Annotated in this window: 30 protein-coding genes; 12 read left to right on the top strand and 18 right to left on the bottom strand. The window is 65.7% G+C overall.

Translation table 11 applies throughout. The features are described 5' to 3' along the window. Window position 1: 1 nt before the first annotated feature. Together ACNH6H_RS05010 and ACNH6H_RS05015 are read right to left on the bottom strand one after the other, a co-directional pair. Window positions 2–793: an enoyl-CoA hydratase/isomerase family protein gene (locus ACNH6H_RS05010; RefSeq protein WP_418316149.1), complete on the bottom strand. Its 792-nt coding sequence runs from the start codon at window positions 791–793 to the stop codon at window positions 2–4. A 30-nt stretch (window positions 794–823) separates the two neighbouring features. After that, complete coding sequence (locus tag ACNH6H_RS05015) at window positions 824–1,801, bottom strand: tripartite tricarboxylate transporter substrate binding protein (RefSeq protein ID WP_418316151.1); 978 nt, start codon at window positions 1,799–1,801, stop codon at window positions 824–826. A 149-nt stretch (window positions 1,802–1,950) separates the two neighbouring features. Here ACNH6H_RS05015 and ACNH6H_RS05020 point away from each other — a divergent pair, with 149 nt between their 5' ends. Continuing rightward, window positions 1,951–2,751: an IclR family transcriptional regulator gene (locus tag ACNH6H_RS05020; protein WP_418316153.1), complete on the top strand. Its 801-nt coding sequence runs from the start codon at window positions 1,951–1,953 to the stop codon at window positions 2,749–2,751. 287 nt (window positions 2,752–3,038) lie between these two features. Here the strand turns inward: ACNH6H_RS05020 and ACNH6H_RS05025 are convergent, their stop codons facing one another. Beyond that, a complete protein-coding gene (locus ACNH6H_RS05025) occupies window positions 3,039–3,935 on the bottom strand; it encodes a LysR family transcriptional regulator (protein ID WP_418316155.1) in 897 nt (298 codons plus the stop codon). Between the two features lie 199 nt (window positions 3,936–4,134). Here ACNH6H_RS05025 and ACNH6H_RS05030 point away from each other — a divergent pair, with 199 nt between their 5' ends. The 3 genes from ACNH6H_RS05030 (at window position 4,135) to ACNH6H_RS05040 (ending at window position 7,356) form a co-directional block, all read left to right on the top strand. Further along, window positions 4,135–5,514: an MFS transporter gene (locus tag ACNH6H_RS05030; RefSeq protein ID WP_418316157.1), complete on the top strand. Its 1,380-nt coding sequence runs from the start codon at window positions 4,135–4,137 to the stop codon at window positions 5,512–5,514. Between the two features lie 116 nt (window positions 5,515–5,630). Next, a complete protein-coding gene (locus tag ACNH6H_RS05035) occupies window positions 5,631–6,644 on the top strand; it encodes an alpha/beta hydrolase family protein (protein WP_418316159.1) in 1,014 nt (337 codons plus the stop codon). A gap of 52 nt (window positions 6,645–6,696) precedes the next feature. Then, window positions 6,697–7,356 (top strand): DUF2306 domain-containing protein, encoded by a 660-nt coding sequence (locus tag ACNH6H_RS05040; RefSeq protein WP_418316161.1) that lies wholly within the window; start codon window positions 6,697–6,699, stop codon window positions 7,354–7,356. A 77-nt stretch (window positions 7,357–7,433) separates the two neighbouring features. Here ACNH6H_RS05040 and ACNH6H_RS05045 read toward each other — a convergent pair whose 3' ends face one another. From ACNH6H_RS05045 to ACNH6H_RS05090, 10 genes are all read right to left on the bottom strand, one after another. Next, on the bottom strand, window positions 7,434–7,637 hold the full coding sequence (locus ACNH6H_RS05045) for a hypothetical protein (protein WP_418316162.1): 204 nt from the start codon (window positions 7,635–7,637) through the stop codon (window positions 7,434–7,436). A gap of 288 nt (window positions 7,638–7,925) precedes the next feature. Beyond that, the gene (locus ACNH6H_RS05050; protein ID WP_418316164.1) at window positions 7,926–8,738 is read right to left on the bottom strand and encodes an enoyl-CoA hydratase; all 813 of its coding nucleotides are present in this window, start codon (window positions 8,736–8,738) and stop codon (window positions 7,926–7,928) included. A 17-nt stretch (window positions 8,739–8,755) separates the two neighbouring features. Then, window positions 8,756–10,192 (bottom strand): aldehyde dehydrogenase family protein, encoded by a 1,437-nt coding sequence (locus ACNH6H_RS05055; RefSeq protein ID WP_418316166.1) that lies wholly within the window; start codon window positions 10,190–10,192, stop codon window positions 8,756–8,758. A 13-nt stretch (window positions 10,193–10,205) separates the two neighbouring features. Further along, window positions 10,206–10,433, bottom strand: a complete 228-nt coding sequence (locus ACNH6H_RS05060; RefSeq protein ID WP_418316168.1) for a hypothetical protein — start codon at window positions 10,431–10,433, stop codon at window positions 10,206–10,208. Between the two features lie 140 nt (window positions 10,434–10,573). Continuing rightward, entirely contained in the window at window positions 10,574–10,939 is a 366-nt protein-coding gene (locus ACNH6H_RS05065; protein ID WP_418316169.1) for a type II toxin-antitoxin system RelE/ParE family toxin, read from the bottom strand. After that, entirely contained in the window at window positions 10,939–11,229 is a 291-nt protein-coding gene (locus ACNH6H_RS05070) for a type II toxin-antitoxin system ParD family antitoxin (RefSeq protein WP_418316171.1), read from the bottom strand. The genes ACNH6H_RS05065 and ACNH6H_RS05070 overlap by 1 nt, the downstream gene beginning before the upstream one ends. 368 nt (window positions 11,230–11,597) lie before the next feature. Continuing rightward, complete coding sequence (locus ACNH6H_RS05075) at window positions 11,598–13,181, bottom strand: hypothetical protein (protein ID WP_418316173.1); 1,584 nt, start codon at window positions 13,179–13,181, stop codon at window positions 11,598–11,600. Then, window positions 13,178–13,888 (bottom strand): hypothetical protein, encoded by a 711-nt coding sequence (locus tag ACNH6H_RS05080; protein ID WP_418316174.1) that lies wholly within the window; start codon window positions 13,886–13,888, stop codon window positions 13,178–13,180. Before ACNH6H_RS05080 ends, ACNH6H_RS05075 begins: the two co-directional genes overlap by 4 nt. A gap of 259 nt (window positions 13,889–14,147) precedes the next feature. Then, entirely contained in the window at window positions 14,148–15,053 is a 906-nt protein-coding gene (locus ACNH6H_RS05085; RefSeq protein WP_418316176.1) for an alpha/beta hydrolase, read from the bottom strand. Beyond that, window positions 15,050–15,862, bottom strand: a complete 813-nt coding sequence (locus ACNH6H_RS05090; RefSeq protein WP_418316178.1) for an alpha/beta fold hydrolase — start codon at window positions 15,860–15,862, stop codon at window positions 15,050–15,052. The genes ACNH6H_RS05085 and ACNH6H_RS05090 overlap by 4 nt, the downstream gene beginning before the upstream one ends. A gap of 251 nt (window positions 15,863–16,113) precedes the next feature. On the opposite strand from ACNH6H_RS05090, the gene ACNH6H_RS05095 reads away from it, so the two are divergent. Further along, window positions 16,114–16,995 (top strand): Bug family tripartite tricarboxylate transporter substrate binding protein, encoded by an 882-nt coding sequence (locus ACNH6H_RS05095; RefSeq protein ID WP_418316180.1) that lies wholly within the window; start codon window positions 16,114–16,116, stop codon window positions 16,993–16,995. Window positions 16,996–17,096: 101 nt separating this feature from the next. Here the strand turns inward: ACNH6H_RS05095 and dbpA are convergent, their stop codons facing one another. The 3 genes from dbpA to ACNH6H_RS05110 form a co-directional block, all read right to left on the bottom strand. After that, window positions 17,097–18,503 (bottom strand): ATP-dependent RNA helicase DbpA, encoded by a 1,407-nt coding sequence (dbpA, locus tag ACNH6H_RS05100; RefSeq protein ID WP_418316182.1) that lies wholly within the window; start codon window positions 18,501–18,503, stop codon window positions 17,097–17,099. Between the two features lie 91 nt (window positions 18,504–18,594). Continuing rightward, a complete protein-coding gene (locus ACNH6H_RS05105; protein ID WP_418316184.1) occupies window positions 18,595–18,969 on the bottom strand; it encodes a type II toxin-antitoxin system VapC family toxin in 375 nt (124 codons plus the stop codon). Beyond that, a complete protein-coding gene (locus tag ACNH6H_RS05110; protein ID WP_418316186.1) occupies window positions 18,966–19,166 on the bottom strand; it encodes a type II toxin-antitoxin system VapB family antitoxin in 201 nt (66 codons plus the stop codon). The genes ACNH6H_RS05105 and ACNH6H_RS05110 overlap by 4 nt, the downstream gene beginning before the upstream one ends. Window positions 19,167–19,365: 199 nt before the next feature. On the opposite strand from ACNH6H_RS05110, the gene ACNH6H_RS05115 reads away from it, so the two are divergent. The 3 genes from ACNH6H_RS05115 (at window position 19,366) to ACNH6H_RS05125 (ending at window position 20,811) form a co-directional block, all read left to right on the top strand. Further along, complete coding sequence (locus tag ACNH6H_RS05115) at window positions 19,366–20,028, top strand: NAD(P)H-binding protein (RefSeq protein ID WP_418316188.1); 663 nt, start codon at window positions 19,366–19,368, stop codon at window positions 20,026–20,028. A gap of 136 nt (window positions 20,029–20,164) precedes the next feature. Continuing rightward, window positions 20,165–20,413: an AbrB/MazE/SpoVT family DNA-binding domain-containing protein gene (locus ACNH6H_RS05120; RefSeq protein ID WP_418316190.1), complete on the top strand. Its 249-nt coding sequence runs from the start codon at window positions 20,165–20,167 to the stop codon at window positions 20,411–20,413. Between the two features lie 8 nt (window positions 20,414–20,421). Next, window positions 20,422–20,811 (top strand): type II toxin-antitoxin system VapC family toxin, encoded by a 390-nt coding sequence (locus tag ACNH6H_RS05125; protein ID WP_418316192.1) that lies wholly within the window; start codon window positions 20,422–20,424, stop codon window positions 20,809–20,811. Between the two features lie 202 nt (window positions 20,812–21,013). Here the strand turns inward: ACNH6H_RS05125 and ACNH6H_RS05130 are convergent, their stop codons facing one another. Beyond that, window positions 21,014–21,922 (bottom strand): LysR substrate-binding domain-containing protein, encoded by a 909-nt coding sequence (locus ACNH6H_RS05130; protein WP_418316193.1) that lies wholly within the window; start codon window positions 21,920–21,922, stop codon window positions 21,014–21,016. Between the two features lie 120 nt (window positions 21,923–22,042). On the opposite strand from ACNH6H_RS05130, the gene ACNH6H_RS05135 reads away from it, so the two are divergent. Genes ACNH6H_RS05135 through ACNH6H_RS05150 form a run of 4 tightly spaced genes read left to right on the top strand, consistent with a single transcriptional unit; the run spans window position 22,043 to window position 25,236 of the window. Next, window positions 22,043–22,903 carry a sugar phosphate isomerase/epimerase family protein gene (locus tag ACNH6H_RS05135; RefSeq protein ID WP_418316195.1) on the top strand — a complete coding sequence of 287 codons (861 nt, stop codon included), beginning with the start codon at window positions 22,043–22,045 and terminating at the stop codon, window positions 22,901–22,903. A gap of 24 nt (window positions 22,904–22,927) precedes the next feature. Beyond that, complete coding sequence (locus ACNH6H_RS05140) at window positions 22,928–23,401, top strand: type II 3-dehydroquinate dehydratase (RefSeq protein ID WP_418316196.1); 474 nt, start codon at window positions 22,928–22,930, stop codon at window positions 23,399–23,401. A 34-nt stretch (window positions 23,402–23,435) separates the two neighbouring features. Continuing rightward, a complete protein-coding gene (locus tag ACNH6H_RS05145; protein ID WP_418316198.1) occupies window positions 23,436–24,218 on the top strand; it encodes an SDR family NAD(P)-dependent oxidoreductase in 783 nt (260 codons plus the stop codon). Window positions 24,219–24,276: 58 nt separating this feature from the next. Further along, window positions 24,277–25,236, top strand: a complete 960-nt coding sequence (locus tag ACNH6H_RS05150; RefSeq protein ID WP_418316200.1) for a tripartite tricarboxylate transporter substrate binding protein — start codon at window positions 24,277–24,279, stop codon at window positions 25,234–25,236. Between the two features lie 274 nt (window positions 25,237–25,510). Here ACNH6H_RS05150 and ACNH6H_RS05155 read toward each other — a convergent pair whose 3' ends face one another. Next, window positions 25,511–25,837 (bottom strand): GYD domain-containing protein, encoded by a 327-nt coding sequence (locus ACNH6H_RS05155; RefSeq protein ID WP_418316202.1) that lies wholly within the window; start codon window positions 25,835–25,837, stop codon window positions 25,511–25,513. Between the last annotated feature and the right edge of the window lie 425 nt (window positions 25,838–26,262).

The raw sequence follows: 26,262 nt of genomic DNA on the forward strand, positions 1-26,262 counted from the left end.
TTCATTCTTTCGCGGCGGATTTGGCCAGGAAGGCCATCACCGATTCGCGATGCTCGCTGCTCGTGTAGCAAATGCCCTGCGCCTGGCTGCCTTGCGCAAAGACCTGGTGGGCGGAGAGCTCGAAGCTCTGGTTGAGGATGGTCTTGCCGAGCGCGAGCGCGGTCGACGAGCCCCGGCTCAGTTCGGCCGCCCAGGACTGCGCATCGGCCACCAGCGTCTCGCCGGAGGTCTTGCGATCGACGATGCCCAGTGCCAGGGCTTCGTCGACATCGACCTTGCGGCCGGTGAAGATCAGCTCCTTGGCCTTCACCAAGCCGACGCGGCGCGGCAGGAAATACATGCCGCCGCCGTCCGGCACGATGCCACGGAGGATGTACGACCACGAGAAATTCGCCCACTCGCTGGCGATGATGAAATCGCAGGCGAGCGCGGTGTCGGCGCCAAGGCCCGAAGCCGCACCGTTGACCGCTGCAATCACCGGTTTGGGCATGGTGTGCAGGAGCGCCTGCGTATGGTGCACGCGCTGCTGGCGATGCCAGCCGTTGAAGCCGACCTCGCCGGCAGGCGCGTTCATGCGGCGCTCCATGCCGGCAATATCGCCGCCGGCGCAGAAGCCTTTGCCGGCACCGGTCAGCACCAGCGCCTTGATGGCCTTGTCGGCGGCGACCCGCTCCAGTGCATCGATGAAGGCCGTGCGCATCTCGTCGCTCATTGCGTTGCGCTTGTCGGGACGATTCAGCACGAGGGTGGCGATGCCGCCATCGACCTCGAGCTCGATCAGGTTTGTCGTCATGGTGGATTTCCTCCGGCGCAGCAGCGCCGCTCAGTCGGCCTTCAGGTTGTTCTCCCTGACGACTTTCGCCCAGCGAGCCTGTTCGGCACGAACGTAGGCGTCAAGCTCTGCCGGCGTGCCGGCGCTGATCACCAGCCCCTCGTGCTCGACTTTCTTCGTGAATTCGGGTGTCCGTACCGCGGCCTTCGCGGCGGCGTTGAGCCTGGCGATCACGTCGGCGGGTGTGCCAGCCGGCACGTAGAGTCCGTACCAGCTCTCGACCTGGAAGCCGGGCACGATCTCGGCGATCGGCGCAATGCCCTTGAACGCTGGCGACGGTTGCGCCGTGGTGACGCCGAGCGCGCGCAGTTTGCCGCCGTCGACAAAGCTGGACACCGCAGCCGCGGTGCCGAAGAAAAGGTCTACCTGACCCCCAAGCAGATCCGTCATCGCCGGGCCGGCGCCGCGGTACGGGATGTGGGTGATGTCCACCTTGGCGAGGTTCTTGAACATCTCGCCAGCCAGATGCGCCGAGGTGCCGTTGCCTTGCGACGCGAAGGTCAGCTTGCCGGGCTGGCCTTTGGCCGCCGCGATCACGTCCGCCACCGTCTTGAACGGGCTGTCGGCGTGGACCACCAGCACGTTCGGGCCGCGCCCGATCAGCATGACCGGCGCGAAGGCCTTGTCGGTATCGAACGGCAGCTTCGGCTGCAAGCTCGGATTGACTGCATGGGCGAAAGACGCCACCACGACGCTGTAGCCGTCAGCAGGACTCTTGGCCACCGCGTCGGTGCCGATGATGGTGCCCGCGCCGGGTTTGTTGTCGACAAGCACCTGCTGGCCCAGAGTCTGCGACATCCCCGCACCCAGCGTGCGCGCAATCAGGTCGGTGCCGCCGCCCGGTGCGAACGGAACGACGAGGCGGACCGGCTTGTCGGGGAAGGCTGCCTGCGCTGCGCCGGCAGCGAAGGCCAGCGCGGCGAGCAGGCATTGCGCCCGGGTACCAAACGATTGGGTAAAGCTGAGCATTTTGTGTCTCCAGTTGGGGCGGGACTCATTCCGCACCGGGTTTTCGCATTGGCCGCTTGCCATTTGCCTGGAAGGGAAGCTTAGGGATCGGGTGAGACGCATACAATCGCGCCATTCCAAAGAGTGGAATCAATCAGAGGGTTAGCCCGATGGCCGAACGAGGCCGCCTGCTCTTCGAAGACAAACCGGGTATCTCGCCGGCGAACCGCTCGCTGGAACGCGGGGTAGAGATCCTGCGGGCTTTCAGGCCAGGCTCCGAAATGCTTGCCAACGGCGACTTGGCCGAGCGCACCGGGCTGTCACGATCGACCGTGAGCCGGTTGACACAGACCCTGGTCGGCGCCGGTCTGCTGCAGTTGGACGAGCGCGAGCGCGCCTACCGTCTGGCACCGGCGGTACTGAGCCTTGCACATGCGATGCGTTCCGGCTCGAAAGTCCTGGCGGTTGCCGCGCCGAAGATGCGGGCCTTGGCCGAGCGCAGGCGCATCAACGTCGGACTAGCCGCGCCCGACCGCGACGAGATGGTCTATCTGGAATCGATCCGCTACAACCGCCGCGTGGCGCTGCGCAACGTGGTCTCGGGTCAACGGGTGCCGATGGAGCTGACTTCGCTCGGGCGGGCTTATCTCGCCACCGCGCCGGAATCCCGCCGGAAGGTGCTGTTCGCCGCCTTCAGTGCACGCCGCGGCCGGCAGTGGCCGGCGCTTTCACGACAGATCGATGATGCGATCCGCAGCGTCAGCGAGCGGGGATTCTGTGCTGCCGCCTGGCAACCGGAAGTCGTCGCAATCGCCGCACCGCTTCGCGTGCCGCAGGGCGTGTATTCCTTGAACGTCAGCGTGTCGACGGCGGACACCGTTGATGGAGTAGTGGCCCAGCTGGCTGATTCCCTCATGATGCTGCTGCGCGAAATCGAGCACGGGATTTCCTGCTTGGATAGCGATCATTAGGAGCCGCGGCGGCTTTTCAGCGGGTGCGGTCTATCGCACGGCGCACTCCGGAATAACGCTCTCGCCCTCTAACCCGCGGCGAGGCGACGCTCTAGACGTGATAAATACTTGGGCGCCCAAGCTCGTCATTCGCCTCCGGTTCGCCGACGACACGCCGCAGCGACGACCTCCGCATCGCTGCCGCCATCGCGATGGTCCCGTTCGCGGCCGACTTCGATCTCGAGTCGCTGCGCCGGCCGGTCGTCCCGCTGGCGTGGTGATCGCCGTTCAGGCGACCCGGCCGACCATCACGGATCGATTCGACATGCTTCCTGAACGCAAGCTCTGAGCCACCGATGCGCGGCATCGCCGTCCATGCGGGGGTGCCACATCATCGAGACGGTGATTTCAGGCAGCGAGACAGGCAGCGCGAAGCTGAACATCCCGGCTCGAAGGTTCCCGGTGTGTCGCTCGGGAACGGTCGCGACCAGATCCGACGCGCGCGCGAAGCTCAGCGCATCCGAGAAACCGCTGACGCAGGCGACGATCTCCCGGGTGAGGCCCAATGTCTGCAAGGCTTCGTCCATCAGCCCCGTATCGAGCCCTCGCCGCGAGACCAGTACATGTTGGCCGGCAGCATAGCGCGCGGCCGTCATCGTGCCCTGGCTCAGCGGATGGGCTGATCGCACAACGCCGATGAAGCGGTCCCGGAACAGGGAGCGAACCCGCACCTCCGGACCGGTCGTGGCGCCGATGACGCCGGTCTCGAGATCGATCAGGCCTTGCCGCAGCGGGTTGCTGTCCTTGTCCAGCTTTTGCAGGAATCGAAGCCGGACGCCGGGAGCCTCAGCGCGAACCCGCGCAACAAGCGCTGGGCCGAAATTCGCTGTGAAGCCGTCACTGGTCCGCAACGTGAACGTCCTGGCAAGCCGCTCGAGATCGAGCTTTTCGGCCGGACGCAGCACCATTTCAGCTTCCTGGACGAGCTGAGGGACGCGCTCGCGCAAGGCAAGCGCCCGGGGCGTTGGAACAAGGCCGCGCCCGGCGCGCACGAGCAGCGGATCGCCGGTCGTTTCCCGCAGCCTCGCCAGTGCCCGGCTCATCGCCGAAGGACTCAGCCGCAAACGTCGGGCGGCGCCCGCGACGCTGCCTTCAGCAAGCAGCACATCAAGCGTGATGAGCAGGTTGAGGTCGGGCGTCGACATGAATCCACGATATCGCGAATCCGCTGTGAGATGGCGTCAAACGCATCAATAAAGTGCAAACGCTGCGCCTTCCGCTCGACGATCCCCGGAAATACGATTTCCTCCGTCAACAGTCTCGGAGTCGAAAGTGCAGAAAGCGCCATTGCAATACGCCGCCACCGAGCCATGGCGTGCCGACGCTCTTCAGCGAAAGCCGGCGGTGGCCTTGATCCTGGCCAGCCTGTCGCTGTCGATGCTGTTGTCGTCATTGGGAACCAGCATCGCCAACGTCGGCCTGCCAACGTTTGCAATGGCGTTCAACGCCTCGTTCGAGCAGGTCCAGTGGATCGTGCTCGCCTATCTGCTGGCCATCACCACGCTGGTCGTCAGTGCCGGCCGGCTCGGTGACCTGATCGGCCGCCGCCGGCTGCTGCTATCCGGCATCGGCCTTTTCACGGCAGCCTCCGGGCTTTGCGCCGCCGCGCCGACACTGGGTCTGCTGATTGCCGCCCGGGTGGCGCAGGGTGCCGGCGCCGCAGTCATGATGGCTCTGACCATGGCCTTTGTCAGCGCGACGGTGCCCAAGCAGAAGACCGGCAGCGCGATGGGCTTGCTGGGCACGATGTCCGCCGTAGGTACAGCGCTGGGCCCGTCGCTCGGCGGCATGCTGATCACCGGCTTCGGCTGGCAGGCGCTGTTCTTCGTCACTGTCCCGCTGGGCATTCTTGCGCTGGCGATGCTGCACCGCTATCTGCCCGTCGATCAGCCGCGGCCGACCGCCGATCCGGTCCGCTTCGACCATCTCGGCACCTTGCTGCTGGCCATGACGCTGGCGGCCTATGCGCTCGCGATGACGACCGGCCGAACGCACTTCGGCATGCTGACCGCGGTCTTGCTGCTCGGGGCAGTTCTTGGCCTCGGCAGCTTCGTTTTCGTCGAGGCACGCGTGGCTTCTCCGCTGGTCCGTCTTGCGATGTTTCGGGATCCGCTGCTCGGTGCCGGCTTTGCGATGAGTGCGCTGGTCACGACGGTGGTGATGGCGACTTTGGTGGTCGGCCCGTTCTACCTCGCTGGCGCACTGGCACTCGACGCAGCCGGCATCGGGCTGGTGATGTCGTCGGGGCCGCTGGTCGCAGCGCTGGTTGGCGTGCCCGCGGGCCGCATCGTCGATCGCCTGGGTTCATATCGAACGACCGTCGCAGGGCTGGTCGGCATGCTGGCCGGTGCGTCCATTCTGCCGATGGTTCCGACCGCCTTCGGGGTGGCTGGCTACATCGCACCGCTCGTCGTCTTCACCGCAGGCTACGCGATCTTCCAGGCTGCCAACAACACGGCCGTTCTGGTCGATGTCGGGCCCGATCAACGCGGTGTCGTCTCCGGCCTGCTCACCCTGTCGCGCAACCTCGGGCTGATCACCGGAGCCTCGGCGATGGGCGCGGTGTTCGCGCTCGGTTCGGCGACGGCAAATGTGGCGACGGCGTCGCCAGAGGCCGTTGCTGCCGGCATGCGCGCGACATTCGTCGTGGCGTCCGGTCTGACGCTGCTGGCCCTGGTAATCGCACTCGCAAGCCGCGCCAGCGCTCGCGGCCAGAGTGTGTAGCCGCTTTCCGAGAGAGGTGGCGGTTCTTGCGGCCGCCTAGGGCCTTTCCAACGGCATCGCGGTGGCTCAGAATTTCGGACTTTTCGGCGCCACGCCCAGCCATCCCGAGGTGCTCGATGAAGGTGCTCCGTCTCACCCTTCTGGCGGCTGCCGTGCTCGTCACGGCGCTGCTGGCCTATGCGTTGTCGCGTGCGTTCTATACCGATCGCCCGGTCGGCTTCCAGCGCGTCGTCGTGACCGACCCGGCAGGTCGGCCGATGACGACCGGGATCTGGTATCCGACAGAATCCACACCGCTGCCGACAACCCTGCTGTCGTTCAATCTGATCAGCGTGGCCAAGGATGCCGCCGTGTCGGGCGCCCGCCGGCCGCTCATCCTGATCTCGCATGGCAACGGCGGCGGCCCCGGCAGCCATGTGGATCTTGCGCTGGCGCTGGCACAGAAGGGCTTCATCGTCGCCGCACCGATGCATGCTGGCGACAATTTTGCCGACCAGAGCGCGGCCGGCTCCGTGCGATGGCTGCCCGACCGGGTGCGACAGATCCGCTCGGTGCTCGACTACATGCAGCAGCAATGGCCGTCGCGAGCGCAGATCGACGAACGCCGGGTCGGCATTTTCGGGTTCTCTGCGGGGGCGTTCACGGCACTCGCGAGCATCGGTGGCGAGCCGGATCTGAGCCTGCTTGCTTCGCACTGCCTCACGACCCCGGAGTTTGTTTGCCAGCTGCTGAAAGATGCCAGATCTCCGTTGCTCGACCCTGCAGCGGTGCCGGTGGCGAGCGAGTTTGCTGCGGACGGTCGGATCAAGGCCGCCGTGCTGGTCGCGCCGGGTCTGGGCTTCAGCTTTCCGGCGAGCGGGCTGACGGCGATCGGCGGCCCTGTTCAGGTATGGACCGGAAGTGCGGATACCAATGTACCGACGACAACCAATGCCCGGCCGATCAGCGAGGCCCTGGGCGGGCGTGCCGAACTGCGCGAGGTCGCCGGCGCAAGCCACTTCTCGTTTCTTGCCCCGTGCAGGCTGTTCGGGCCTCCGGTGTTTTGCCGCGACGCCGACGGCTTCGATCGTGAACGGGCCCACCTGCAGATGAACGATGCGATTGCCGAATTTTTCGGCAAGGCCTTGTGAACCGCCGCCGGCGGTGATTCAGGATCCGGGTCCGCAGCAAGGAGCGCCGATCATGCGCCGATTTGGTTTTCCCCAGCTGCTGCTGGTGCTCAGCGTGGTCCCCATCCTGGGTGGCGTCGCGCGACTTCATGCCCTGGCCGGCGCGGGCGATCCATTGGCGTTCGACCGCTTCGCACTGGATCCATGGCCCGTTGTGCTGCACATCGTGTCAGCGAGCATCTACTGCATCCTCGGCGCCTTCCAGTTCGACGAGCGCCTGCGCCAGACCCAGCCGGCTCGGCATCGCAACGCCGGGCGGGTCGCGGTGGCTTTCGGTTTCGTCGCAGCCTTGTCGGGCCTCTGGATGACGCTCGTTTATGCAATACCCCCTGCGATGCAGGGCGAGCTGCTGTTCCTGGTCCGGATGCTGGTCGGTGGCGCGATGGCGGGCTTCCTGCTGCTGGGCATTCGGGCAATCCTCAACGGCGACCTGCGCCGCCACCGGGCATGGATGGTTCGAGCCTATGCGCTGGCCCAGGGGGCTGGCACCCAGGTCGTTCTATTGCTGCCGCCCGCACTGCTGCTCGGATCGGAAGTCACCGGGCGGCCTCGGGATCTGCTGATGGTCGCGGCGTGGTTGATCAACGTAACGCTCGCCGAGCTGTACATCAACAAGGGCGCCAACCCGATTGCAGCGATCGGCTTGCGGCGCACCGGCCAGCGTCGCTCTTGATCGCCGATCGGGTCACGCGGCAGACTTGCTGGCGCGCCGCAGATCTGCCCCATCCCGGTGGGTTGCTGGCGAACAGACTACTGAACGTAGATTCTGGTCTGGCGTTGTGCAACGACTTCCGCTTTCTGGACACTGCCAGTGATCACGACGCGGGGCAGGGTCAGTACGGCACTGGACTGATCGGTACCGGCTTGCTCGGAGAAGAATTCCGATCCGACTGACAGTGCACTTCCGGTCAGCACTGCGAAGGTCAGAATGGCGGGGAAGAGGCGGTCGATCATGGCGGGCTCCTGTTGTTCGGGCCGCTGTTCGCGGCGGCATGAAACGAACTTTATGGATCGATGACCGAGTCGACCAGTTGATTGCGACAAGACAGCCAGTCCGCGGAATGAACTGCATCTGCCGGCGATGGACGGTTTCACAAAAGATGGGGCCGAGTCTGGCCAAGTTTGCAAAACAGGGGCCAACTCGCCGTCGAGATCGCGACCTTCTTCGCCGGCCCCATGCGCTGGTCACCGGTGGCAGGCGATCCTGCTCGTCCGCAACCTACAGCTCAACAAGCAATTTGCTCAACCGCCACTGAAGCGGGGCGGCCGCCGCTCCTGGAAGTGGGCCACCCCTTCGCGGAAGTCGTCGCTTTGCAGGCTGCTGAACATCTCCGTATTCGCCAACGCAACGGCCTCGCCAAGGCTTTGATAGGGCGCCTCCCACAACTGGCGCTTCATGACCCGTACCGATCGCGGAGAAACTTCCGTCGCGAGCGCACGCGCCAGTTCCATCGCTTCGGCCAGCAACGCCTCGGGCGCGACGACACGCTGGACCAGCCCCATCGCATGCGCCTCGCGGGCGTCTATCTTGCGGGAGCTCAGCAACAGGTCCATCGCGTTCGCGTGGCCGACAATGCGCGGCAGCATCCAGGCGATGCCGTGTTCGGCAATCAGCCCGCGCTTGGCGAACGCGGTGGTGAATGCCGCCTTCTCCGACGCCAGTCGGAAGTCACTGTACAAGGCCATCACCAGTCCCAGGCCCGCAGCGGCGCCGTTGATGGCGCTGATGATGGGTTTGGGTGCCGCCGGAAAGTAGGAGTAGCGCGTCTGGTAGTCGCTGCGGCGGTTCATGTCGTAGGGCCGCATCCACTCCTCGGCCTGGATGTCTTCGGGTGGCAGCACTTCCAGGTCGTCCATGTCCATGCCGGCGCAGAAGGCGCGTCCAGCGCCTGTCAGAACGATGGCGCGGATGGCCGGGTCGCGCCCCGCCTGCTCGACGGCATTACGAAGTTCTGCCTCCAGCCGCTTGGTCAGCGCGTTCATGCGCTCTGGCCGGTTCAGCGTGATGACAGCCGTGCTGCCTTCGGTCGAAAAGATGAGTTGCTCGTAGTTCATGTTTGTGCCGTCGGTATTCAGGATGTTGTTTCGAAGTAGCTGGCCGGCATCTGGACAGCCCGTGGCTCGAGAAATTCCTCGAAACCGTAGCGTCCGTTCTCGCGCCCGAGCCCGGATTTGTTGAAGCCGCCGAACGGTGCCGCCGGGTTGAATGGCGCGCCGTTGACATCGACCTGGCCTGCGCGCAGCCGACGCGCCACCTCGAGTGCCTGCGCAGGCGTCGCACCCCAGACCGTTGCTGCGAGGCCGTAGTCGGTGTCGTTGGCGATGGCGACGGCCTCGTCGATGTCGCCGTAGCCGATCACCACCAGCACCGGTCCGAAGACTTCTTCGCGGGCGATGTCCATCGAAGGCGTGACCCGACCCAGCACGGTAGGCGGCACGTAGAAGCCCTGCGGCGGAACCGGCAGCTCGGGGCTCCAGCGCTCGGCACCTTGCTGCAGCGCATGGTCGATCATCTGCAGCACCTTTTGACGCTGGGCCTGCGAAATCAGCGGCCCCAGCCGGGTCGTCGGGTCCGCGGGGTCGCCCATCACGTACGCCGCGACACCGTCGCGCGCGAGCTGGGCAACCCGCTCCAGCGATTCGCGCGGCACCAGCAGGCGAGTCGTCGCCGAGCAGGTCTGCCCGGAATTCAGAAAGCAGCTGGCCAGGGTGGCCTTGACCGCCGGAGCGAGGTCCGCGCCGGGCATCACCAGTGCGGCAGATTTGCCGCCGAGCTCCAGAGCAACGCGTTTGACGTCGGCGGACGCGAGCGCCGCGACATGACGGCCGGCCCGCGTCGAACCCGTGAACGACACCATGTCGACGCCCGGATGCCTCACCAAGGCCTCGCCGACGTCGGCACCCGCGCCGTGCACGAGGTTGAAAACTCCCGGCGGCAGCCCGGCCTGATCGATGGCCTGCGCCAGCACAAAGGCGCTGGACGGCGCCAGCTCGGAGGGCTTGAGCACCACGGTGCAGCCGGCCAGCAGTGCAGGCGCCACCTTGCTGGTGATCTGGTGCAGCGGATAGTTCCACGGCGTGATGCATGCCACCACCCCGACAGGCAGTTGCTGGACCAGCGAATGGCCCTGGCGCTGCTCCCACTCGATGCTGCGAGCAATCTCGGCATAAGCCTCCCAGGCAGCAATCGGTGCACCGACCTGGATGCGCGCAGCCAACTTGCGAGGCATGCCGACTTCACGCGAAATCGACTGCGTCAGTTCGTCGGCACGTTCGCGCAATGCCAGCACAACCTTCCGAACATGGTCGATTCGGGTTTCCGGAGGCAGGCCCGACCATTTGTCGAGGGCTCGGCGGGCGGCATGCACCGCAAGGTCGACGTCGGCAGGCGAGTTGGTCCGCCATGATGCAAACACCTGGCCGGTGTAGCTGTCGGTCACCGGCGTATCGGTCTCGCCGCGGCAAGCGGTCCATGCGCCGTCGATATAGGTTTGCTGTTGTTGGTTCATCGGATGGTGTGATTCATCTGGAGGTGTTGCGACGCGCCAGGAAGGCCTGCATCACGCGGGTCGGCTCGCCGGTGGAATAACACTCGAGCTGATAGCGGATGCCCGCGCTGCAGGCCTCATCGAAGCCGGCCTGGGTGCGTTCGCGGAAACGTTGCTTGGTGGTGCGCAATGCCGCACCGGGCAGCGTGGCGAGCGCTCGCGCACGCTCGATCGCCCGCGCCCTGATGAGCCGTCCCGCCACCACTTGCGGCTGTCCTCGATCACCTGATCAGGCTGATCGCAGAGTGCTCGAGCCGGAGGGCAGCTTTCCGGACTACAGCGGTGCAGCCGCGTCCCCGCCAAGCCGCTGCGATGGAACGGGCGGCCAATCGGCGCTGGTGGCTATTCCCAGGACGTATCGGGGTCCAGGTGCCGCGCCAGTTCCATGGCGTCGTGCAGCACCCGACCGACCACGAGAAGGCCGGGCTCAAAGCGGTAAACGAGAAAATGGCGCGGCCGGCGGACCACCAGCGCGCCTGCAGCGACGCGATCCCGGCTCAGTCGCAGGTGCCACGATCGAATGCCCGCCCCAAGTTCGGGTCGCGCGATGCTGCCCGGTCGGTCTGGCTGCGTCGCCACGTCGCGCAGCGACGCGACGATCAGGCTCTCATGACGCAGCCGGGCGGCCTCGCCGAATTGCTCGTGCGTCCAGGCAAGGATGTTGATCACATCGGCCTGGGCTGCGTCCGAGAGCCGATAGCGAAGCATCAGCCCGCCGACTTGGCCCGCTGGACGGCACGGTGCCCCAACTGCCCAACGAAGTCGTCAAGCTGATCATCGGCAATATCGGCGTACCGCCCCGCAGAGATATCCGCCCAGCCCTGGCGGGCCGCTTGTTTGAGGGCTTTGAGCTTGGCTTCCTCAAGCCGCTCGCGGTCCTCGATCAGGCGCAGTCCTTCACGCAGTACTTCGCTCGCGTTCTGGTAGCGACCGGACTGCACCAAGGTCTCTACCAGCTCCTGTTGATGGTCGCTCAGAACTACGTTGCGTGTCGGCATGCTGCGGGCTCCGAAAGTGCGAGAACAGGCTCGCCAGACCAAGATTGGCAGATTATGCCAATGTCTTGGGGGTCTGAATGCCGACTCTTTCGGTCGCAACATCCAAGGACTCCAGTGCGGCGCCAAGACGCCGAGGCCAGGCTCGCCGTCGTCACCGTCGACGTGCTGCAGAAGGAGTTCCCGCACCTGAAGACCGTCGCCTGCGCGCGCAACGTGCGCCACTGGTTCGAACTGGTCGAGCGCGGCATCGACAAGGTCGAACGCGAAACCTTCGAATCAGCGCTTCGCACCGGCCGCCAGGCGCTCGAGGCACTCGGCACTGGCTTTTTCTTTGCGCGAGGCAAAGATGTCGCTGTCGAGTGTCGCCTTCACGGCCGCGCTGTCCCTCGACGAACCGCGACCCCTCGCAGCACGCCGGCGATCGCCAGTACGACGACGCAGCCTGGCAAGAGCTGGAGCAATCTGACGTCGCGCCCGAAGAGCCAAACCGTTCCGAACGCCAGTAGCCCCGTAAAAGCCCAGGAAAGCGCGAGTTGCCACCTCGCGATGGGATAGCGGATGCTGACCGCCACCAGCCAGCCTATCGCGCACAAGATCAAGGTGACTGAGAAAACACGCGGGTCGATCACGGCGCCGGTGCCGTCCGACCACATCAATGCGCCCAGCCAGCTGTAGAAACCCATACCGAACGCAGTGGCCAGCGGCCATCCGAAATGGCCTCCGCGTTTCAAGAATTCTTCTTCGAACTCGACCCTGTCCACCACCAATGGGGCGAATCCGCAGAACAGTCCGATCACGATGAGCATCAATGCAACAACCCTGGCCATCGCGCGCCCAAGCCCGCCGAGTGTCAATGCCTCGGGAGAGAACGAGACGATCATCACGGCGAGTAACGGCAGCATCGCAAAAATGCACCAAAACAGCACCATCGGCAACCCGAACCAGACGGCGTGCGGCCCGACCAGCACGGAGGTCCCGCGACACACGGCCCGCCACCGGGCACGCCCGTCGTTGCGCCACAGCATTCGTGTCAGCAGCGCCCACAACGCCAACGCGAGCAAGGAAATAGCCGCGGTCAGCAACACGCGGCTCCGCCGCAGCAGATCGGCGGGCTCGTTCTCGAAGCCCGGCAGAAGACCGACACCACCGGCCAGCGCCGTCATCAGCCATTCAAGTGCACGGCGGGTCCAATCCATGTCGGCGGCGCTCAGCGCGTCAAAGATCGCTTGGCCCATCAATGCCATCGATTCGGTGAAGACAAGCGTGCAAAACACCACCGCGAGTGGCACCAGTCCGCCGCCGAAGCCGATGCCGAAGGCGCGCCGCGCATGCCACAGGCCAAGTTTCTGCAAGGCCGCTCGTTCGCCGGCATCAAAAAGCGCCAATTTCGACTGCGTTGACATCGCGACCCAGCACCAGGCGGCAAATCCACAGCAGCTGTCGAAGTAGGTCACGTGATCGGTAACGAAGGAACACTCGTTGCGGAGTTCGACCCGCTCGATGTGCGACGCGTTGGGCAACAGCGAGCTGCGGCCCATCGGGACCATATCCAGCGTCGAAAACACATCGCACCAGCGCTCCACCGAACCAGGCTTGGCCAGGCGCGAGGCCGCAAGCGTCTCTTCGAGCTCGATGCGGTAGCGTTTCACCACGTCCTTCAATCGAAAGCCGGCGAGATAGCCGGCCACTGCGAGCAGACCTGGCACCACCCACCAACCGGTGTCCTGCTCAATCCAGCCGGTCAGGCCGGCCAGCAACCCGGCGGTGCCGAGTGCAAATGCTGGTGCAGCCACCGCGCCGGCAACCAGCCCCCGGCGGCGGCTGCGCACCAGGCCGAGGAACTCCAGCTTCTCAAGGCCGGAGCCGACACTGATGAACAGATTCGGCGCGGCGCCCTGTTGCATTGCTTCGTGCGCAATCGCGCCGCCCTGCGAATGGGCAACGACGATCACACGATCGACGCGTGCCTGCAACCAGCGGAGGCTGCGCGCCCACGGTCGCACAGCGCGGCGCGCTGGATGTCGTGCTCGAGCAGCACGAAGCTGTCACCCAACGTCAGCGTCATCACGCGCACCGCTGTCAGCAGCGCTTCGCGCCAGGCACCGAACGGCACCACGCTCAGGATGCCGGCGACCAATACCACCGCCTGCATCACGAGGATCAGCAACGGAGCAAGCACCGACTTGCCTGCGAGTGCCAGCCAGTCAGGCACTGGTGCATCCCATTTGCGCCGGTGAGCGTTGGTCATCGCCGGCACAGGCGACGACGTGGCCGGGTCGGCCCGCCGGCCGCCGAAAAAATGCCAGACGACCAGCAGTGGCAGACGCGTGAACATCCACAGCAGCAGCGCAAAAATCCCCGGTGGATGGACACTTTCGCCCCACCAACTTTCGGCCAGCAGCCAACGTTCCTGTCGCGGCGCGACACCTCCGACGCCTTGCTCGAGCTCAATGACCGTATAGGCAGGCGAATCGTCCTCGGTGCGGCGGGCAAGCAGGCTGGTTTCGCCGACCTTGACGACGCCGCGCGGTTGGCCGCTCCGCCTTCCGCTCATCCATTCGCGCAGCCAGTCGACGAGGGGGTCGCCGAAAGTCAGCAGGGTTTCGCCCTCGGCGTGGTCGCCGATGCCATGCACCAGCAACACACCAACGTCGGCCACGGGAGCCGTTGGGCCGACCTCGGTGCCGTCTCCGCCTCCGACCCGAACGGCTGGAGACTCCGTCGATGGGCTGTAGGACATGCACGATGATGTGTCGCTGCGAAGCCAGCGTCAATCGCCGCACTCAGCGCAGCGAGATCAAGGTCCAGGCCGGATCACGAAAGCAAGGCCGAGCGCCGTGCCGCTGGGCGGCCGCTTGATGCGTGAGGGCGCGAGCGCGCGCAACCGGCGCGCAAGCGGTTGCAAACGCCGCCTCGGCTCAGTCGCCGAGAACCTGCCGCAACGCAGCCCGGCCCAGCAGCCCGGCGGGCGTGGCCAGCGTCTCGAGGATCTCGAAATGGTTGAAGTCTTCGGCCACCAGCGATTCGACCGACAAGCCGGCCGAGCTCGCGGCCTGTGCCATCGCCTGCCCCTGGCGCTGGAATTCGGGCGATTCGAGCGAGCCCCACGCCACGGCAAGCGGCTGGCTCAGTCGATCCAGATGCCGGATCGGGCTGAGGTCGTGGGCTGCGGCGTCATCGATCGACAGGTAGCGGCTGCGTGATGAACGCCGCACCGGCTCCAGGTCGTAGCTGCCGCTGCACAACACGCAGCCCTTGACGAGGTCCTCAGGCAGCCCGCGCGCGGCCCAGTCGGTGACAGCAGCCACGGCTGCCAGGTGGGCACCCGATGAATGGCCGCTCAGGAACAGGCGATCAGGGTCGGCTCCCAACGACCCTGCCTGTTCGTGAACCCATGCGATCGCTCGGCGTACCTGATCCGCGACGACGCGCAGGTCACCATTGCAGTCCTGCACCCACGCAAAGTCGGGCACAGCCAGATGGATTCCGGCAGGCAGATAAAGCTCGGCGACGAAGGCGTAGTCACGTGCCAGCCCGCTGCGCCAAGCGCCACCGTGCAGGAAGACAACCAGCGGCGCGCCTTCGCGACCGCAATCGAAAAAGTCCAGCTGCTCGACATCGGCCGGTCCATAACGCAGCCGACGTGGCGCGCCGAGCCGCTGGCGCGCGGCCTCGCTTGCGCTGCCGAAGCGCTGCAGGACCTGCGCCATGTTGGGCGCCCACTGCGCCTGGTCATAGGCCTTGTCGAGCGCGGCCTGGGCCAGGTCCAGCCAAACCGCTGGGCCGGGATCGTCGCCGGCCGGCACTGTTGGCGGCGTCGTCATGCCCGCAGCCAGGCGCAGCGACGCGCGAAGTCGAGCAGCGTCGAATTGAAGCGCTCGGCTGCCTCGAGTTCGGGCAGATGGCCGATGCCTGGCCACAGCATCATCTCGCCCCGCTGGAGTTTTGGCAGCAGCAGATCGGCATTCTCGGCGCGCGGATTGATCCGGTCCTCTTCGCCCTGCACCAGCAGCACCGGCATCTCGAGGCGGCCGGCCAGATCCGGGCTGTAGAACGACGACAAGCGGAACGCCGCAGCCCGCTCGACGCCTTCCGGCCGCAGGGCGCGCGCGAGTTCGGTTGCCAATTCGCGCACCGCAGCCGAGGCGGTGTCACCGACCAGGCGGTCGGCTCCGGCGTTGCCATACTGGAAGCCGCCGAGGCGCAAGCGCCGAACACGTTCTTCGTAGGCCGCACGCCGTTCCGCGGACAAGACCCGCTGGCCGACGCCGGCGCCGCTCAGCACCAGGCCAGCCACGCGTTCCGGATGCGCAATCGCAAAAGCCTGCGCGACTGCAGAGCCAAACGAGTGGCCGGTCAGCAGACAACGCTGCAGGCCGGTGGCGTCGAGAAAGTCGGCCACCGCCTGCGCATAGTCGGCGGCCTGCGGTTCGGCGTTGCGCAGCGTGTCCGACAGCATGTAGCCTGGTGCATTCCAGGCCAGCACCCTGGCGTGAGCTGCCAGCCCCGAGAGCTGGAAGCGGAAATACGCTGCATGTGCGCCGATGCCGTGCAGCATGACGATGGGCGGTGCGTCGCTGTGCCCGGCCTCCAGATAAGACCAGCGGTCGCCGAGGTAGCGCGATTGCGACACGGCGGGAATCCGCGCCAGGCGCAGTTCCGGCAGCGGCGTCGAGGAGGCCGGCGCAGGCTGCGCCGCCTCATCTGCCGTATCTGTCCGAGCAGGGCCGATGTCCCCCACGGAGGCATGCCTAGAATCAGCGCGGTTCATCGGCAACGGATACGGGAGCAGGCATGAAACGTCGAACGATCGCAGCGGGATTGGCCATCGCCATGGTGGCCCCTGCCAGCTGGGCCCAGGCGCCACAGTGGCCCACACGGACGGTGCGACTGATCGTACCGTACCCGGCAGGCGGCGGCGTCGACGTGCTGGCGCGTTCGCTGTCGCAGAAGCTGCAGGAGCGCTGGGGCCAGACGGTCACGGTCGACAACCGTCCGGGTGCCAATACCTTGATCGGCACCGAGGCGATGGTGAACTCCAACGACGGCCACACGCTGCTGGTGACCACCGACGCCACCTTCACGATCAACCCGCACATCTATTCGAAGCTCCCGTACGACATCCAGCGCGACTTCACGCCGTTGACGCGGATGGTGTCGTTCAGCCAGCTGCTGGTGGCGAGCGCTTCGTTGCCAGCCAACACGCTGCCCGAACTGGTGGCACTGGCACGCAGCAAGCCCGGCCAGCTTACCTACGCGTCTTATGGTCCGGGCAGCCAGCCGCAGCTGGCGACCGAGACGCTGAAGCAGAAGGCCGGCATCTTCATTCTGCACATCCCCTACCGCGGCATTCCGCAGGCGGTGACGGCGGTGGTCAGCGGCGAAGTGCCGCTGACCTGGGCGGGCATACCGTCGTCCCGGCAGCACATCCAGTCCGGCCGGATCAAGGCGCTGGCCTATGGCGGCAAGCAGCGCACCCCGGTCTTTCCGGATGTGCCCACCGTCGGCGAACTGGGTTATCCCGAAATCGATGCCAATGTCTGGGTCGGCTTGTTCGCGCCGGCCGGCATGAACCCGGCGCTGGCCGAGCGCATCCAGCGCGACGTGACGGCCATCCTCACCGAACCCGCGTTCAAGGCGCGCGAGATCGACGCCAAGGGCTACGACCTGGTCGCAAGCACAGCCCAGGAGCTGAGCCAGCACATCCGCGATGAACTCGCCAGCCGGGCCGGGCCGATCCGCTATTCGGGCGCGAAGGTGGATTGATCCGGCAGCTGCCCTGCCGTGTTGCAGCGGGTCAAGCAGGTTGCGGCAATCGCTGCCTGCGGCTGCTCGCGGCCGGACGCTGACATCAGCGCGGCAGCGGTTCAGAGCCTGCGCACCTTGACCGACTTGCCCTTGACCTTGCCGGCGTTCAAGGCCCGCAGTGCCTCCTTCGCAATCGAGCGGTCGACCGCGACGTAGGTCGAGAACTCGTTGACATTGATCTTGCCGATCAACGCGCCGTCGAAACCCATTTCCTTGGTCAGCGCGCCCAGCACGTCGCCGGGTCGGATCTTCTCCTTGCGGCCGCCGAGGATCTGCAGCGTCACCATCGGCGGCGTCAGCGGCGCACCATCGTCGCTGGGCACCAGCTCGGCCACCGGCTGCCAGGTGCTGTCGACGCCCTGCATGCTGTCGATGCGGCCGACGCGCTCCAGCTCGTTGCGGCTGACGAGGCTGAAGGCCCAGCCCGCCTCGTCGCCGCGGCCGGTGCGGCCGACCCGGTGGGTGTGCAGCTCGACGTCGGGCGTGATGTCGACGTTGATGACGGCCTCGAGCTGCGCGATGTCGAGCCCGCGCGCGGCGACGTCGGTGGCCACCAGCACACTGGCGCTGCGATTGGCGAATTGCACCAGCACCTGATCGCGGTCGCGCTGCTCCAGGTCACCGTGCAGTTCGAGCGCGACGATGCCCTGCGCCTGCAGCACCGCCACCAGCTCACGGCAGCGCTGCTTGGTGTTGCAGAAGGCCAGCGTGCTGACGGGTTTGTAGTGGTTCAGCAGCAGACCGACCGTGTGCAGCCGGGTGTCCTCGGTCACTTCATAAAAGCGCTGGCGGATCTTGCTCGCCGCGTGGCGCTCGGTCAGGCGAACCTGCTGCGGGTTGCGCATGAAGCGCGTGGCCATCTTCGTCACGCCTTCCGGGTAGGTGGCCGAGAACAGCAGCGTCTGGCGTTGCGGCGGGCACATCTGCACGATCGCGGCGATGTCTTCGGCAAAACCCATGTCGAGCATGCGATCGGCCTCGTCGAGCACCAGCGTATTCAGCGCATCGAGTTGCAGCGTCCCCCTCGAAAGATGGTCGAGGATGCGCCCCGGCGTGCCGACGACGATGTGCGCGCTGTGCTCCAGGCTCGCCAGCTGCAGCCGCATCGTCGAGCCGCCGCACACGGTGAGGATCTTCACATTGTCTTCGGCGCGCGCCAGCCGCCGCAGCTCCTGCGTGACCTGCTCGGCCAGTTCGCGCGTCGGGCACAGCACCAGCGCCTGCACGGCAAAGCGCCGCACATTCAAGTTGGCCAGCAGCGGCAGGCCGAACGATGCCGTCTTGCCGCTGCCGGTCTTGGCCTGCGCGATCAAGTCCTTGCCGGCGAGCGCCAGCGGCAGGCTCGCGGCCTGGATCGGCGTCATGCGCTGGTAGCCCAGGCGCTGCAGGTTGTTGAGCACCGCCGGTGGCAGCGGCAGGCTGCTGAAATCGGTGCCGGTGGGTGTTGGTGTTGCAGATTCGGTCATGCCGGATTGTCAGCCCGAGCGAGGTACGCTCGGAGCGACATCTGCGGGACGGCGACTGGTCGGCGTTTTGACGAAAGCCGTGACCGATGCGTCAGTGCGCCGGCTCGAGATAGGCGCAGCCGAGTGATGCTGCAACCCGATGCAACTGCATGTCACGTGTCCAGACTCTCGCACCATCGGTCAACTTCACCGATGCCAACAGATGGACATCGACGTACCCGATGCCTTTGCCGTACAGGACATGGCGCTCGATGAACTGCATGACCTCGTCGTCCTCAGCCACGGCAGCGGCCGGCAGGTTCTGCAGCAGTTCGAGGATCGCCACGCGCTCGCGCAGACTTCCACACGCGATCTCGCCCACCACGAACGGATGCATCACCACGGCCGTGCGCTCGAGCAACTCGACAAGTCCCGGATCGCCTCGGCGAAGGTGATCTACCCAAACGGACGTGTCGGCCAGGATCAAGCTGGGTTCCCCGCGCGTCTGCGCGGCGCGGCCTTCAATGCCGGCTGCGTACCTCCCAACCTGGCAAGGCGCTTGGCACTCTCGCGCTCGATGAGGGCCTTCAATCCCTCATGCAGGATGGCAGTCCGATCCATCGGACCGACCAATTTGGTGGCCTTGGCCAGCAACTCGTCATCGATGTTGATCGTTGTCCGCATGTTCACACCTCTCGAAGGTCGGCACGAACCGTAGCATCATTTGATGCCGGTTTCCGCACCCGCGCCGGTGGGCTGACTGCGACGAGTAATGTCGGTACACCGAGCAGCCACGCCCTCACTCGCGCGCCTGTCCGGCATACTTTCGAACTCAGACGTCCGAGCAGCGATCTGGGCAAACTCACTCGAGCAAGGATCGCAAATGGCAGGCCGAACCGTCATCCTCGCTGGTGCCACAGGCCTCGTCGGCAGAGAAATCCTGCAGCGCCTGCTGGCCGACCCGACGGTGATCGCCGTGCACAGTCTTGGTCGCAGGAAGCCAGCGCTGCAGCATGCCAAGTTGACGAGCCATGTCGTGGACTTCGGCGCGCTGCCGGCGATGCCGCCCTCGGACGAGGTATATCTGGCGCTCGGCACGACGATCAAGGTCGCCGGCAGCCAGAAGGCATTTCGCGCCATCGACTACGACGCCAATCTTGCCGTGGCCAAGTCGGCGTTGGCTGCAGGCGCCACGAGGCTCGGGCTGGTGAGCGCAATGGGCGCAGATTCCAACTCGAAGGTCTTCTACAGCCGCGTCAAGGGAGAACTCGAGGACGTTTTGTCGAAGATGCCGTTCGAGGGAGCGGTGATTGCACGTCCCTCGATGCTGGTCGGAAACCGCGAGGCTCTCGGACAACCGATACGCCGCGGCGAGATGCTGGCCGCCGCACTCGGCAAGGCCGCAGGCTTTCTGATCCCGGCGAATTACAAGCCCATAGCGGCGTCTGCGGTCGCAACGGCCCTGCTCTCCACCGTTCCGTCTGCCAACGGCAGAACGGTTTTGCTGTCCGGCGCCATGAGAGGTGCAGCACACGCTCCGCCCTGAGTGGTCTGCGGCGGAAGAGACCGCCCTGTGGACTCGTACGGCGTCAATGCCGACATCTGTTGCTGCTGGGCGCCAATTTGCCCTGTCCTTGATGTATTACCATCCAGTCCATCGGTAACACCCAAGGAGAGCGCGCATGGCGACGACGTTGACCAGCAAGGGACAGGTCACGATTCCCAAGCGCATTCGCGATGCGATGCAGTTGGTGCCGGGCACACCTGTGGAGTTCTCGGTCAACGCGGCCGGCGAAGTGGTACTCCACCCAGCACGGCCCGCCGGACGCGCACGCAAGCCGACCCGCGACCGTTTCGATGCGGTTCGCGGACGGGCTGACGTGGCCTGGCGGACCGATGCACTGATGAAGCTGCTGCGCGACGACGATTGATGTTGCTGGTGGATACCAACGTCCTGGTGGACGTGTTGCAGAACGATCCCCAATGGGCCGACTGGTCCATCGCGCAGTTGCGCGCCCAGGCCAAGCTGCATGCTTTGGCCATCAACCCGGTCATCTACGCCGAGATGTCGCTGTCGTTCTCGACGCTTGAAGCTCTCGACGACGTGGTGCTCACCATGGCGCTGGAACTGCGCGAGATTCCTCGGCCAGCCCTCTTCCTGGCAGCCAAGGCCTACGCGCTATACCGCCGACGCGGCGGCAGCAAGGGGCAGGTGCTGCCCGACTTCTTCATCGGTGCCCACGCCGCCGTCGAGAGTTGGCCGCTGCTGACCCGGGACGCCAGCCGTTTCACGACCTACTTCCCGACGCTCGATGTCATCGCCCCTTGAGGCGGCAACAAATGCGGCGCATGGGTCGTCGACGCGACGTGTCTACTTCGGGGTCGCAAGTCGAGTGACTTCAACCGGTCGTTTTCAGCGAATCGAACTTGGTGCGAGGAGTCGTTCCGGATCGGCTGCGGTCCGAACGCGGCCGAGTGACCGGTGACGAGGGCGCAGCCGACACTTGAGAAGTCGGCCTGCCGCTGCCGCGTTATTGCTCTGCCGCGACACCGCGCACGATCTCGATGAAAGCGGCAGCAGCCCGCGTGCGCGGTACATCGGTCATCGTCGTGATGCCGAACGGCGCGCGCAGCAGCGGGCTGGTCAGCGGCAGTTCGGAGACAAGGCCGTGCTCGAGGTCGGGCGTCACGAGGCCGCGCGGAGCGAACCAGACGGCATCGGATTCCAGCGTCCACGCGCGCGCGAAGGTTTCGCTCTGCGTATCGAGATGGCGCAGCAGCGGCCGCGATGCACTGGCAAACAGATAACTGTCGACCACTGCACGAACCTGCGTGCCGGGTGACGGCGTGATCAGCAGGTAGTCCGCGAGCGCATCGATCGAGACCATCGTCGCATCGGCAAGCGGATGGTCGCGGCGCACCACCGCGACGATGTCCTCGTCGAACAGCAGCTCGAACGAAAGCCCGACCATGTCGCGCGAGACCATGCGCCCGATGATCAGGTCGATGTCGGCCGCGCGCAGCCGGGCGACGAGCTGCTCGTAGTGCCCCGATTCGACATGCACCGCGATGTCGTCGTAGCGCTCGAACATGCGCTGCACCGCAATCCGCACCACAAACGCGGCAGCGGTCGGCAGCGCACCGACGCGCAATGGCTCGCGCGGTTCGCGCCGCCGCTGCACCGCCTCGAATGCCAGCGCGAGGCTGGCCGCGCCTTGTGTCGCATGGCGGTGGAAGGTCTCGCCGGCGGGCGTCGGCGTCGCGCCTCGGCGATCACGCTGCAGCAGCCGGACACCGACCGCATTCTCGAGCTCGCGCAGTGATTTCGACACCGCCGATTCGGTGATGTGCAGCGCCTGCGCGGCGCGGCGCAGGCTGCGCTCACGGACGATCACCAGAAAGACGCGGATATGGCGCAGCGAGATTGCATTGGGGTTCATGGCGAAGCTAATACATGACCAAATGGTCATGTTACCCGCTCCGAAACTTCGTTTTACATGAGCGATCACTCCACATACAGTGACTTCACGCCGCCACTCCCATCGCGACCCGACCACACCATGCAACTCGCCGTCTCCAGTGCCTCGACACCCTCGCTGACCCCCGCCGAGCTGATCACGGCGGCCGCGAGCAGTGGCTACGCCGGCATCGAGTGGAGGGTCAGCGACGATGTCGATCGGCTCGATGGAGCGTCTGGCTGGAACTTCCGCAGCAACAACCGCTGCACCGTTGCGCAGAACGCTGGTGCCTTGCAAGAGATCGCGGCACGTTGCATCGAAGCGGGCCTGTCGATCGTCGGCCTGAGCCCCTACCTGACGGTCGGCGACATCGCTGCCGCCGAGGACCTGATCGGCATCGCTGCCGACATCGGTGTCTCACGCATCCGCGTCTGGGCACCGTCGACGCGTGAACCCGGCCCGTACCGGCCGGCTATCGAGCGGTTGCGGCGCTGGTTGTCGGACCTCGAGCCGGTATTGCTGCGCCACCGCGTCCGCTTTGCGCTCGAGGTGCATCAGGCCACCGTCTGCCCGAGCGCGGCAATGGCATTGCGCATGCTCGATGGCATCGACACGGCAGCCGTCGGTGTGCTCTACGACCTCGGCAACCTGGCGGTCGAAGGCTACGAACATCCGCCACTCGCGCTCGAACTGATCGGCGACCGGCTGACCCATGTGCAGATCAAAAACGCAGTCTGGTCGTCGCCCGGCGCAGGCCGACCGTGGCAATGGCACTGGTGCCCGATGGACGAAGGCCAGCTCGATCTGCCGGCCATCGTCGCCGCACTCGTCGATGCCGGATTTGCAGGCTGGATCAGCGCCGAGGATTTCAGCACCAGACAGACCGACCTCGACAAGCTGACACGCAACCACATGCTGCTGCAACGCTGGATCAGCGATGCGCACTCGAGGCACACCCGCTGACCTTCGACGCTGTTCGGAAAGATCATGAATTCGACCACCACCCAACCCGCAGCAACGAAACGGCGCTTCGTTGTCATCCATGGCCCGAACCTGAACCGCCTCGGCAAACGCGATCCGGCGCGCTACGGCAGCACCACGCTCGCGCAGACCGACGAGCAACTCGATGCACTGGCGCGCAACCTCGGCATCGACCTCGAATGCGTGCAGTCGAACCACGAAGGCGTGCTGGTCGACTGGCTGCATGAACGCGTCGATGCGATCGACGGCATCGTCATCAACCCGGCCAGCCTGACGCCTTATGGCCGCTCGCTCGCACAAGCGGTTGCCGAAGCCGGTGTGCCGGTCGCGGTGGTTCATATCTCTGCCGTCTACAAGCTCGCCAAGCCCGGGCGCACCGACCTCTATGCCGAGGCAGCCGACGTCGTGGTCACCGGCATGGGCATCGAAGGTTATTCGGTCGCGCTGTCGCACCTGGCGCGGCGCGCAGCCCTTGCATGACGGCACCAATTTTTCCATCACCAACAACCAAGCCATGAATACAAGTACACAACGCCCGGTCGCCATCGTCACCGGCGCATGCGGCGCGCTCGGCAGCGCGATCACTGAACGGCTCGCCGAGGACGGCATGCACGTCGTGCTGGCCGACCTCGACATCGGCCGCGCCGACGCGCTGGCGGCGAAGATTCCGCTCGCCGATGGACAGCAACTGCTGCCGGCCCGCGTCGACATGGGCGACAACGCGAGCATCGCCGCGCTGGTCGCGCTGGTCGGCGAACGTTTCGGCCGCATCGACAACCTGGTCAACAACGCCGCTGTCAACCATCGCGGATCGCTGCGCGATTTCGACCCCGACAAATGGGACCACATGATGGCCGTCAACCTGCGCGGGCCGGCGGTGTTGTGCCAGCAGGTGATTCCGTACTGGGAGCGTCAGCAATCGGGCAGCGTCGTCAACATCGCGTCGCGTGCCTGGGTCGCCGGCGGACCACCGGCCTATGCAGCAGGCAAGGCCGGTGTGGTCGGCCTGACGCGGTCGATCGCACGCGAGCTCGCACCGTTCAACGTCACCGCGAATGCCGTCGCGCCGGGGCTGATCCCATCGGCCTTCACGATGGACGGCCGCAGCGAGGAATTTTTTGGCGCGATGGCCGAGCGCCAGATCAACCAGACACCGCTGGGCCGCCTGGCGACGCCGCAGGACGTGGCCAACACCGTTGCCTTCCTGCTGTCACCGGGCGCCGCCTATATCACTGCCGAGGTGATCCATGTCTGTGGCGGCAGCCAGTTGGCACCGCTCGGCGGCGCAAACAAGTAGTTGCCCGACCCCTGCCCCATCCGGTTATTTATCCAATCACATCGAAGGAGACCAGACCATGACCAAGCTGTCGAATATCGTCCGCCGCCAATTTCTCGCGCTGATCGCGAGCGCCGCCTGCGCGGCACCGGCCTTCGCCGAAGACCCGATCCGCCTCGTTGTCCCGTTCCCGCCCGGCGGTGCACTCGACTACACCGGCCGGCTGCTCGCCGAGCAGCTGAAGACCACGCTCGGGCGTGACCTGATCGTCGACAACCGCGGTGGCGCAAACGGCAACATCGGCGCGGTCGCGGTCGTCAATGCCGCAGCGGACGGCAACACGCTGCTGATGGCCGCCGATGGCGTCATCACCGTCAATCCATCGCTGTACAAGACCGCCGGCTTCAAGCCGTCGGACCTGAAGCCGATCGGCATGGTCGCCACGCTGCCGCAACTGCTGGTGGTGCCCGCTGCCAGCCCGATCAAGACGCTGGCCGATTTTGTCGCCGAAGGCAGGAAGCGCGAGCTGACTTATGCGTCTGGCGGCGTCGGCTCCGGCGGCCACCTCGCGATGGCGTATTTTGCGCAACTCGCCGGCATGAAGACCTTGCACGTCCCCTTCCAGGGCGGCGCGCCGGCGATGACCGCGCTGATCGGCCAGCAGGTCGACAGCTCCTTCCTCGTGCTGCCAGGTGCATTGCCGCAGGTGCAGGGCGGCAAGCTGCGCGCGCTGGCGGTATCGAGCCCGAAGCGCGTGCCGCAGTTGCCCGATGTGCCGACGCTTGCCGAAGCCGGATACAAGGAATTCGTCGTCGAGCAGGCTTACTTGCTGATGGCACCGGCAAAGCTCGCCGATGCGCAGGTGGCCAAGCTTGGAACCGCATTGGCGAAGGTTGTCGCCAATCCAGAATTCCAGAAAGGCATGGCCGACCGCGGCATGACCGCAACCTGGATGGATGCCGGCAAGACCAGCACCTGGCTGAGCGCCGAAGGCAAGCGGTGGGCCGAGGTGATCAGCACCAACGCGATCTCGCAATGACACGCGGACGGCGCCGGGCGATTTCGTCACGGCGCCGGGCCGGAGGCACACGGCCCGACTGCTGCCCGCGAGCATCGGCGCGATGGTGCTGGTCGGTTCGCTGGCGTCGAGACACGAAGGGCCGATCGGCAAGATCGTCGGGAAGCCGTTATTGATCATCGTCGGCTCGATCACCTGTTAACGGGCAAGGCTTCTGATGTCGAGTGTGCCTCGACGCTGGGTTCGCATACGGTCGATGGGTTGCTCGAAGCCGGTCGTAATGGTTAGGCACTCGCTACTTTCCGGGTGGTCGAAACTTGGCGGCGACTGCGCCAGCGCTCCCCATGGCCTCCACCATCTGACCCATGCTGATGAGTTCGGTCGACTCGACGCTGGTGAAGGCACCGCTGGCCAGTACGACCATGCCCACCGAAGCCACGGAAACGGCTGTCCCTTCGGCGATGCAGATGACTTCGCCATTGCCCGAATACCACATGTGATGAAGCTTCATGCCGGTCGCGCCGAACATCGCCTTCGCCGCGACCTCCCGATCTTCGGGTTTGGCGGTCATGCCTTTGAACGCTTCTTGGCTATATCGGGCTCGCGTGAGATAGGTGCTCATTCTGTGCTCTCCAGGTTGGTGGCGTGTGCTGCTAGGTTCACCTGGATGCTCGGCACTGTCAGACAGACAACCCGTCCCAGTCACGGAACCACGCTACGCCCTTGCAGCCCGGTTCGCAACCAAAACTTCCGACCGCCTTCGAACGACGGCTCTTTCGCGCGGCATGGTGGCCAAGCGCCAGTTTGCATCCTTGGGCCCGCCGCTCGCGTCGATGTTGGTCAAGGAAGACCGCTTCGCTGTAGCGCGTTGCATACGGTGGCTTGGGTTGCCACGGGTGTGCCCTTTGTGTTTCATCACCGCACAGCGGACGTTGACGATTTTGTGCCCACAAGCCGCCACTTGCTGATGAGTCATTTCGACACCGACGGATGCTTGCGACCCGGAACGGTGGTGGTGGCGCTGGCCGAGCGGTCTGCGCATGGTTT

The sequence above is a fragment of the Pseudideonella sakaiensis genome (genome assembly GCF_048320135.1).
GTDB lineage: Bacteria > Pseudomonadota > Gammaproteobacteria > Burkholderiales > Burkholderiaceae_C > Ideonella_A > Ideonella_A sakaiensis_A.

Excerpts from the sequence above, each read along its gene's own strand:
- ACNH6H_RS05035 (WP_418316159.1), top strand. The coding sequence starts at position 5,631 with ATGAAGGTGCTCCGTCTCACCCTTCTGGCGGCTGCCGTGCTCGTCACG.
- ACNH6H_RS05020 (WP_418316153.1), top strand. The coding sequence starts at position 1,951 with ATGGCCGAACGAGGCCGCCTGCTCTTCGAAGACAAACCGGGTATCTCG.
- ACNH6H_RS05155 (WP_418316202.1), bottom strand. The coding sequence starts at position 25,837 with ATGAGCACCTATCTCACGCGAGCCCGATATAGCCAAGAAGCGTTCAAA.
- ACNH6H_RS05070 (WP_418316171.1), bottom strand. The coding sequence starts at position 11,229 with ATGCCGACACGCAACGTAGTTCTGAGCGACCATCAACAGGAGCTGGTA.
- ACNH6H_RS05015 (WP_418316151.1), bottom strand. The coding sequence starts at position 1,801 with ATGCTCAGCTTTACCCAATCGTTTGGTACCCGGGCGCAATGCCTGCTC.
- ACNH6H_RS05045 (WP_418316162.1), bottom strand. The coding sequence starts at position 7,637 with ATGATCGACCGCCTCTTCCCCGCCATTCTGACCTTCGCAGTGCTGACC.
- ACNH6H_RS05115 (WP_418316188.1), top strand. The coding sequence starts at position 19,366 with ATGGCAGGCCGAACCGTCATCCTCGCTGGTGCCACAGGCCTCGTCGGC.
- ACNH6H_RS05010 (WP_418316149.1), bottom strand. The coding sequence starts at position 793 with ATGACGACAAACCTGATCGAGCTCGAGGTCGATGGCGGCATCGCCACC.
- ACNH6H_RS05145 (WP_418316198.1), top strand. The coding sequence starts at position 23,436 with ATGAATACAAGTACACAACGCCCGGTCGCCATCGTCACCGGCGCATGC.
- ACNH6H_RS05130 (WP_418316193.1), bottom strand. The coding sequence starts at position 21,922 with ATGAACCCCAATGCAATCTCGCTGCGCCATATCCGCGTCTTTCTGGTG.
- ACNH6H_RS05025 (WP_418316155.1), bottom strand. The coding sequence starts at position 3,935 with ATGTCGACGCCCGACCTCAACCTGCTCATCACGCTTGATGTGCTGCTT.
- ACNH6H_RS05085 (WP_418316176.1), bottom strand. The coding sequence starts at position 15,053 with ATGACGACGCCGCCAACAGTGCCGGCCGGCGACGATCCCGGCCCAGCG.
- ACNH6H_RS05120 (WP_418316190.1), top strand. The coding sequence starts at position 20,165 with ATGGCGACGACGTTGACCAGCAAGGGACAGGTCACGATTCCCAAGCGC.
- ACNH6H_RS05150 (WP_418316200.1), top strand. The coding sequence starts at position 24,277 with ATGACCAAGCTGTCGAATATCGTCCGCCGCCAATTTCTCGCGCTGATC.
- ACNH6H_RS05135 (WP_418316195.1), top strand. The coding sequence starts at position 22,043 with ATGCAACTCGCCGTCTCCAGTGCCTCGACACCCTCGCTGACCCCCGCC.
- ACNH6H_RS05065 (WP_418316169.1), bottom strand. The coding sequence starts at position 10,939 with ATGCTTCGCTATCGGCTCTCGGACGCAGCCCAGGCCGATGTGATCAAC.
- ACNH6H_RS05055 (WP_418316166.1), bottom strand. The coding sequence starts at position 10,192 with ATGAACCAACAACAGCAAACCTATATCGACGGCGCATGGACCGCTTGC.
- ACNH6H_RS05110 (WP_418316186.1), bottom strand. The coding sequence starts at position 19,166 with ATGCGGACAACGATCAACATCGATGACGAGTTGCTGGCCAAGGCCACC.
- ACNH6H_RS05040 (WP_418316161.1), top strand. The coding sequence starts at position 6,697 with ATGCGCCGATTTGGTTTTCCCCAGCTGCTGCTGGTGCTCAGCGTGGTC.
- dbpA (WP_418316182.1), bottom strand. The coding sequence starts at position 18,503 with ATGACCGAATCTGCAACACCAACACCCACCGGCACCGATTTCAGCAGC.
- ACNH6H_RS05140 (WP_418316196.1), top strand. The coding sequence starts at position 22,928 with ATGAATTCGACCACCACCCAACCCGCAGCAACGAAACGGCGCTTCGTT.
- ACNH6H_RS05050 (WP_418316164.1), bottom strand. The coding sequence starts at position 8,738 with ATGAACTACGAGCAACTCATCTTTTCGACCGAAGGCAGCACGGCTGTC.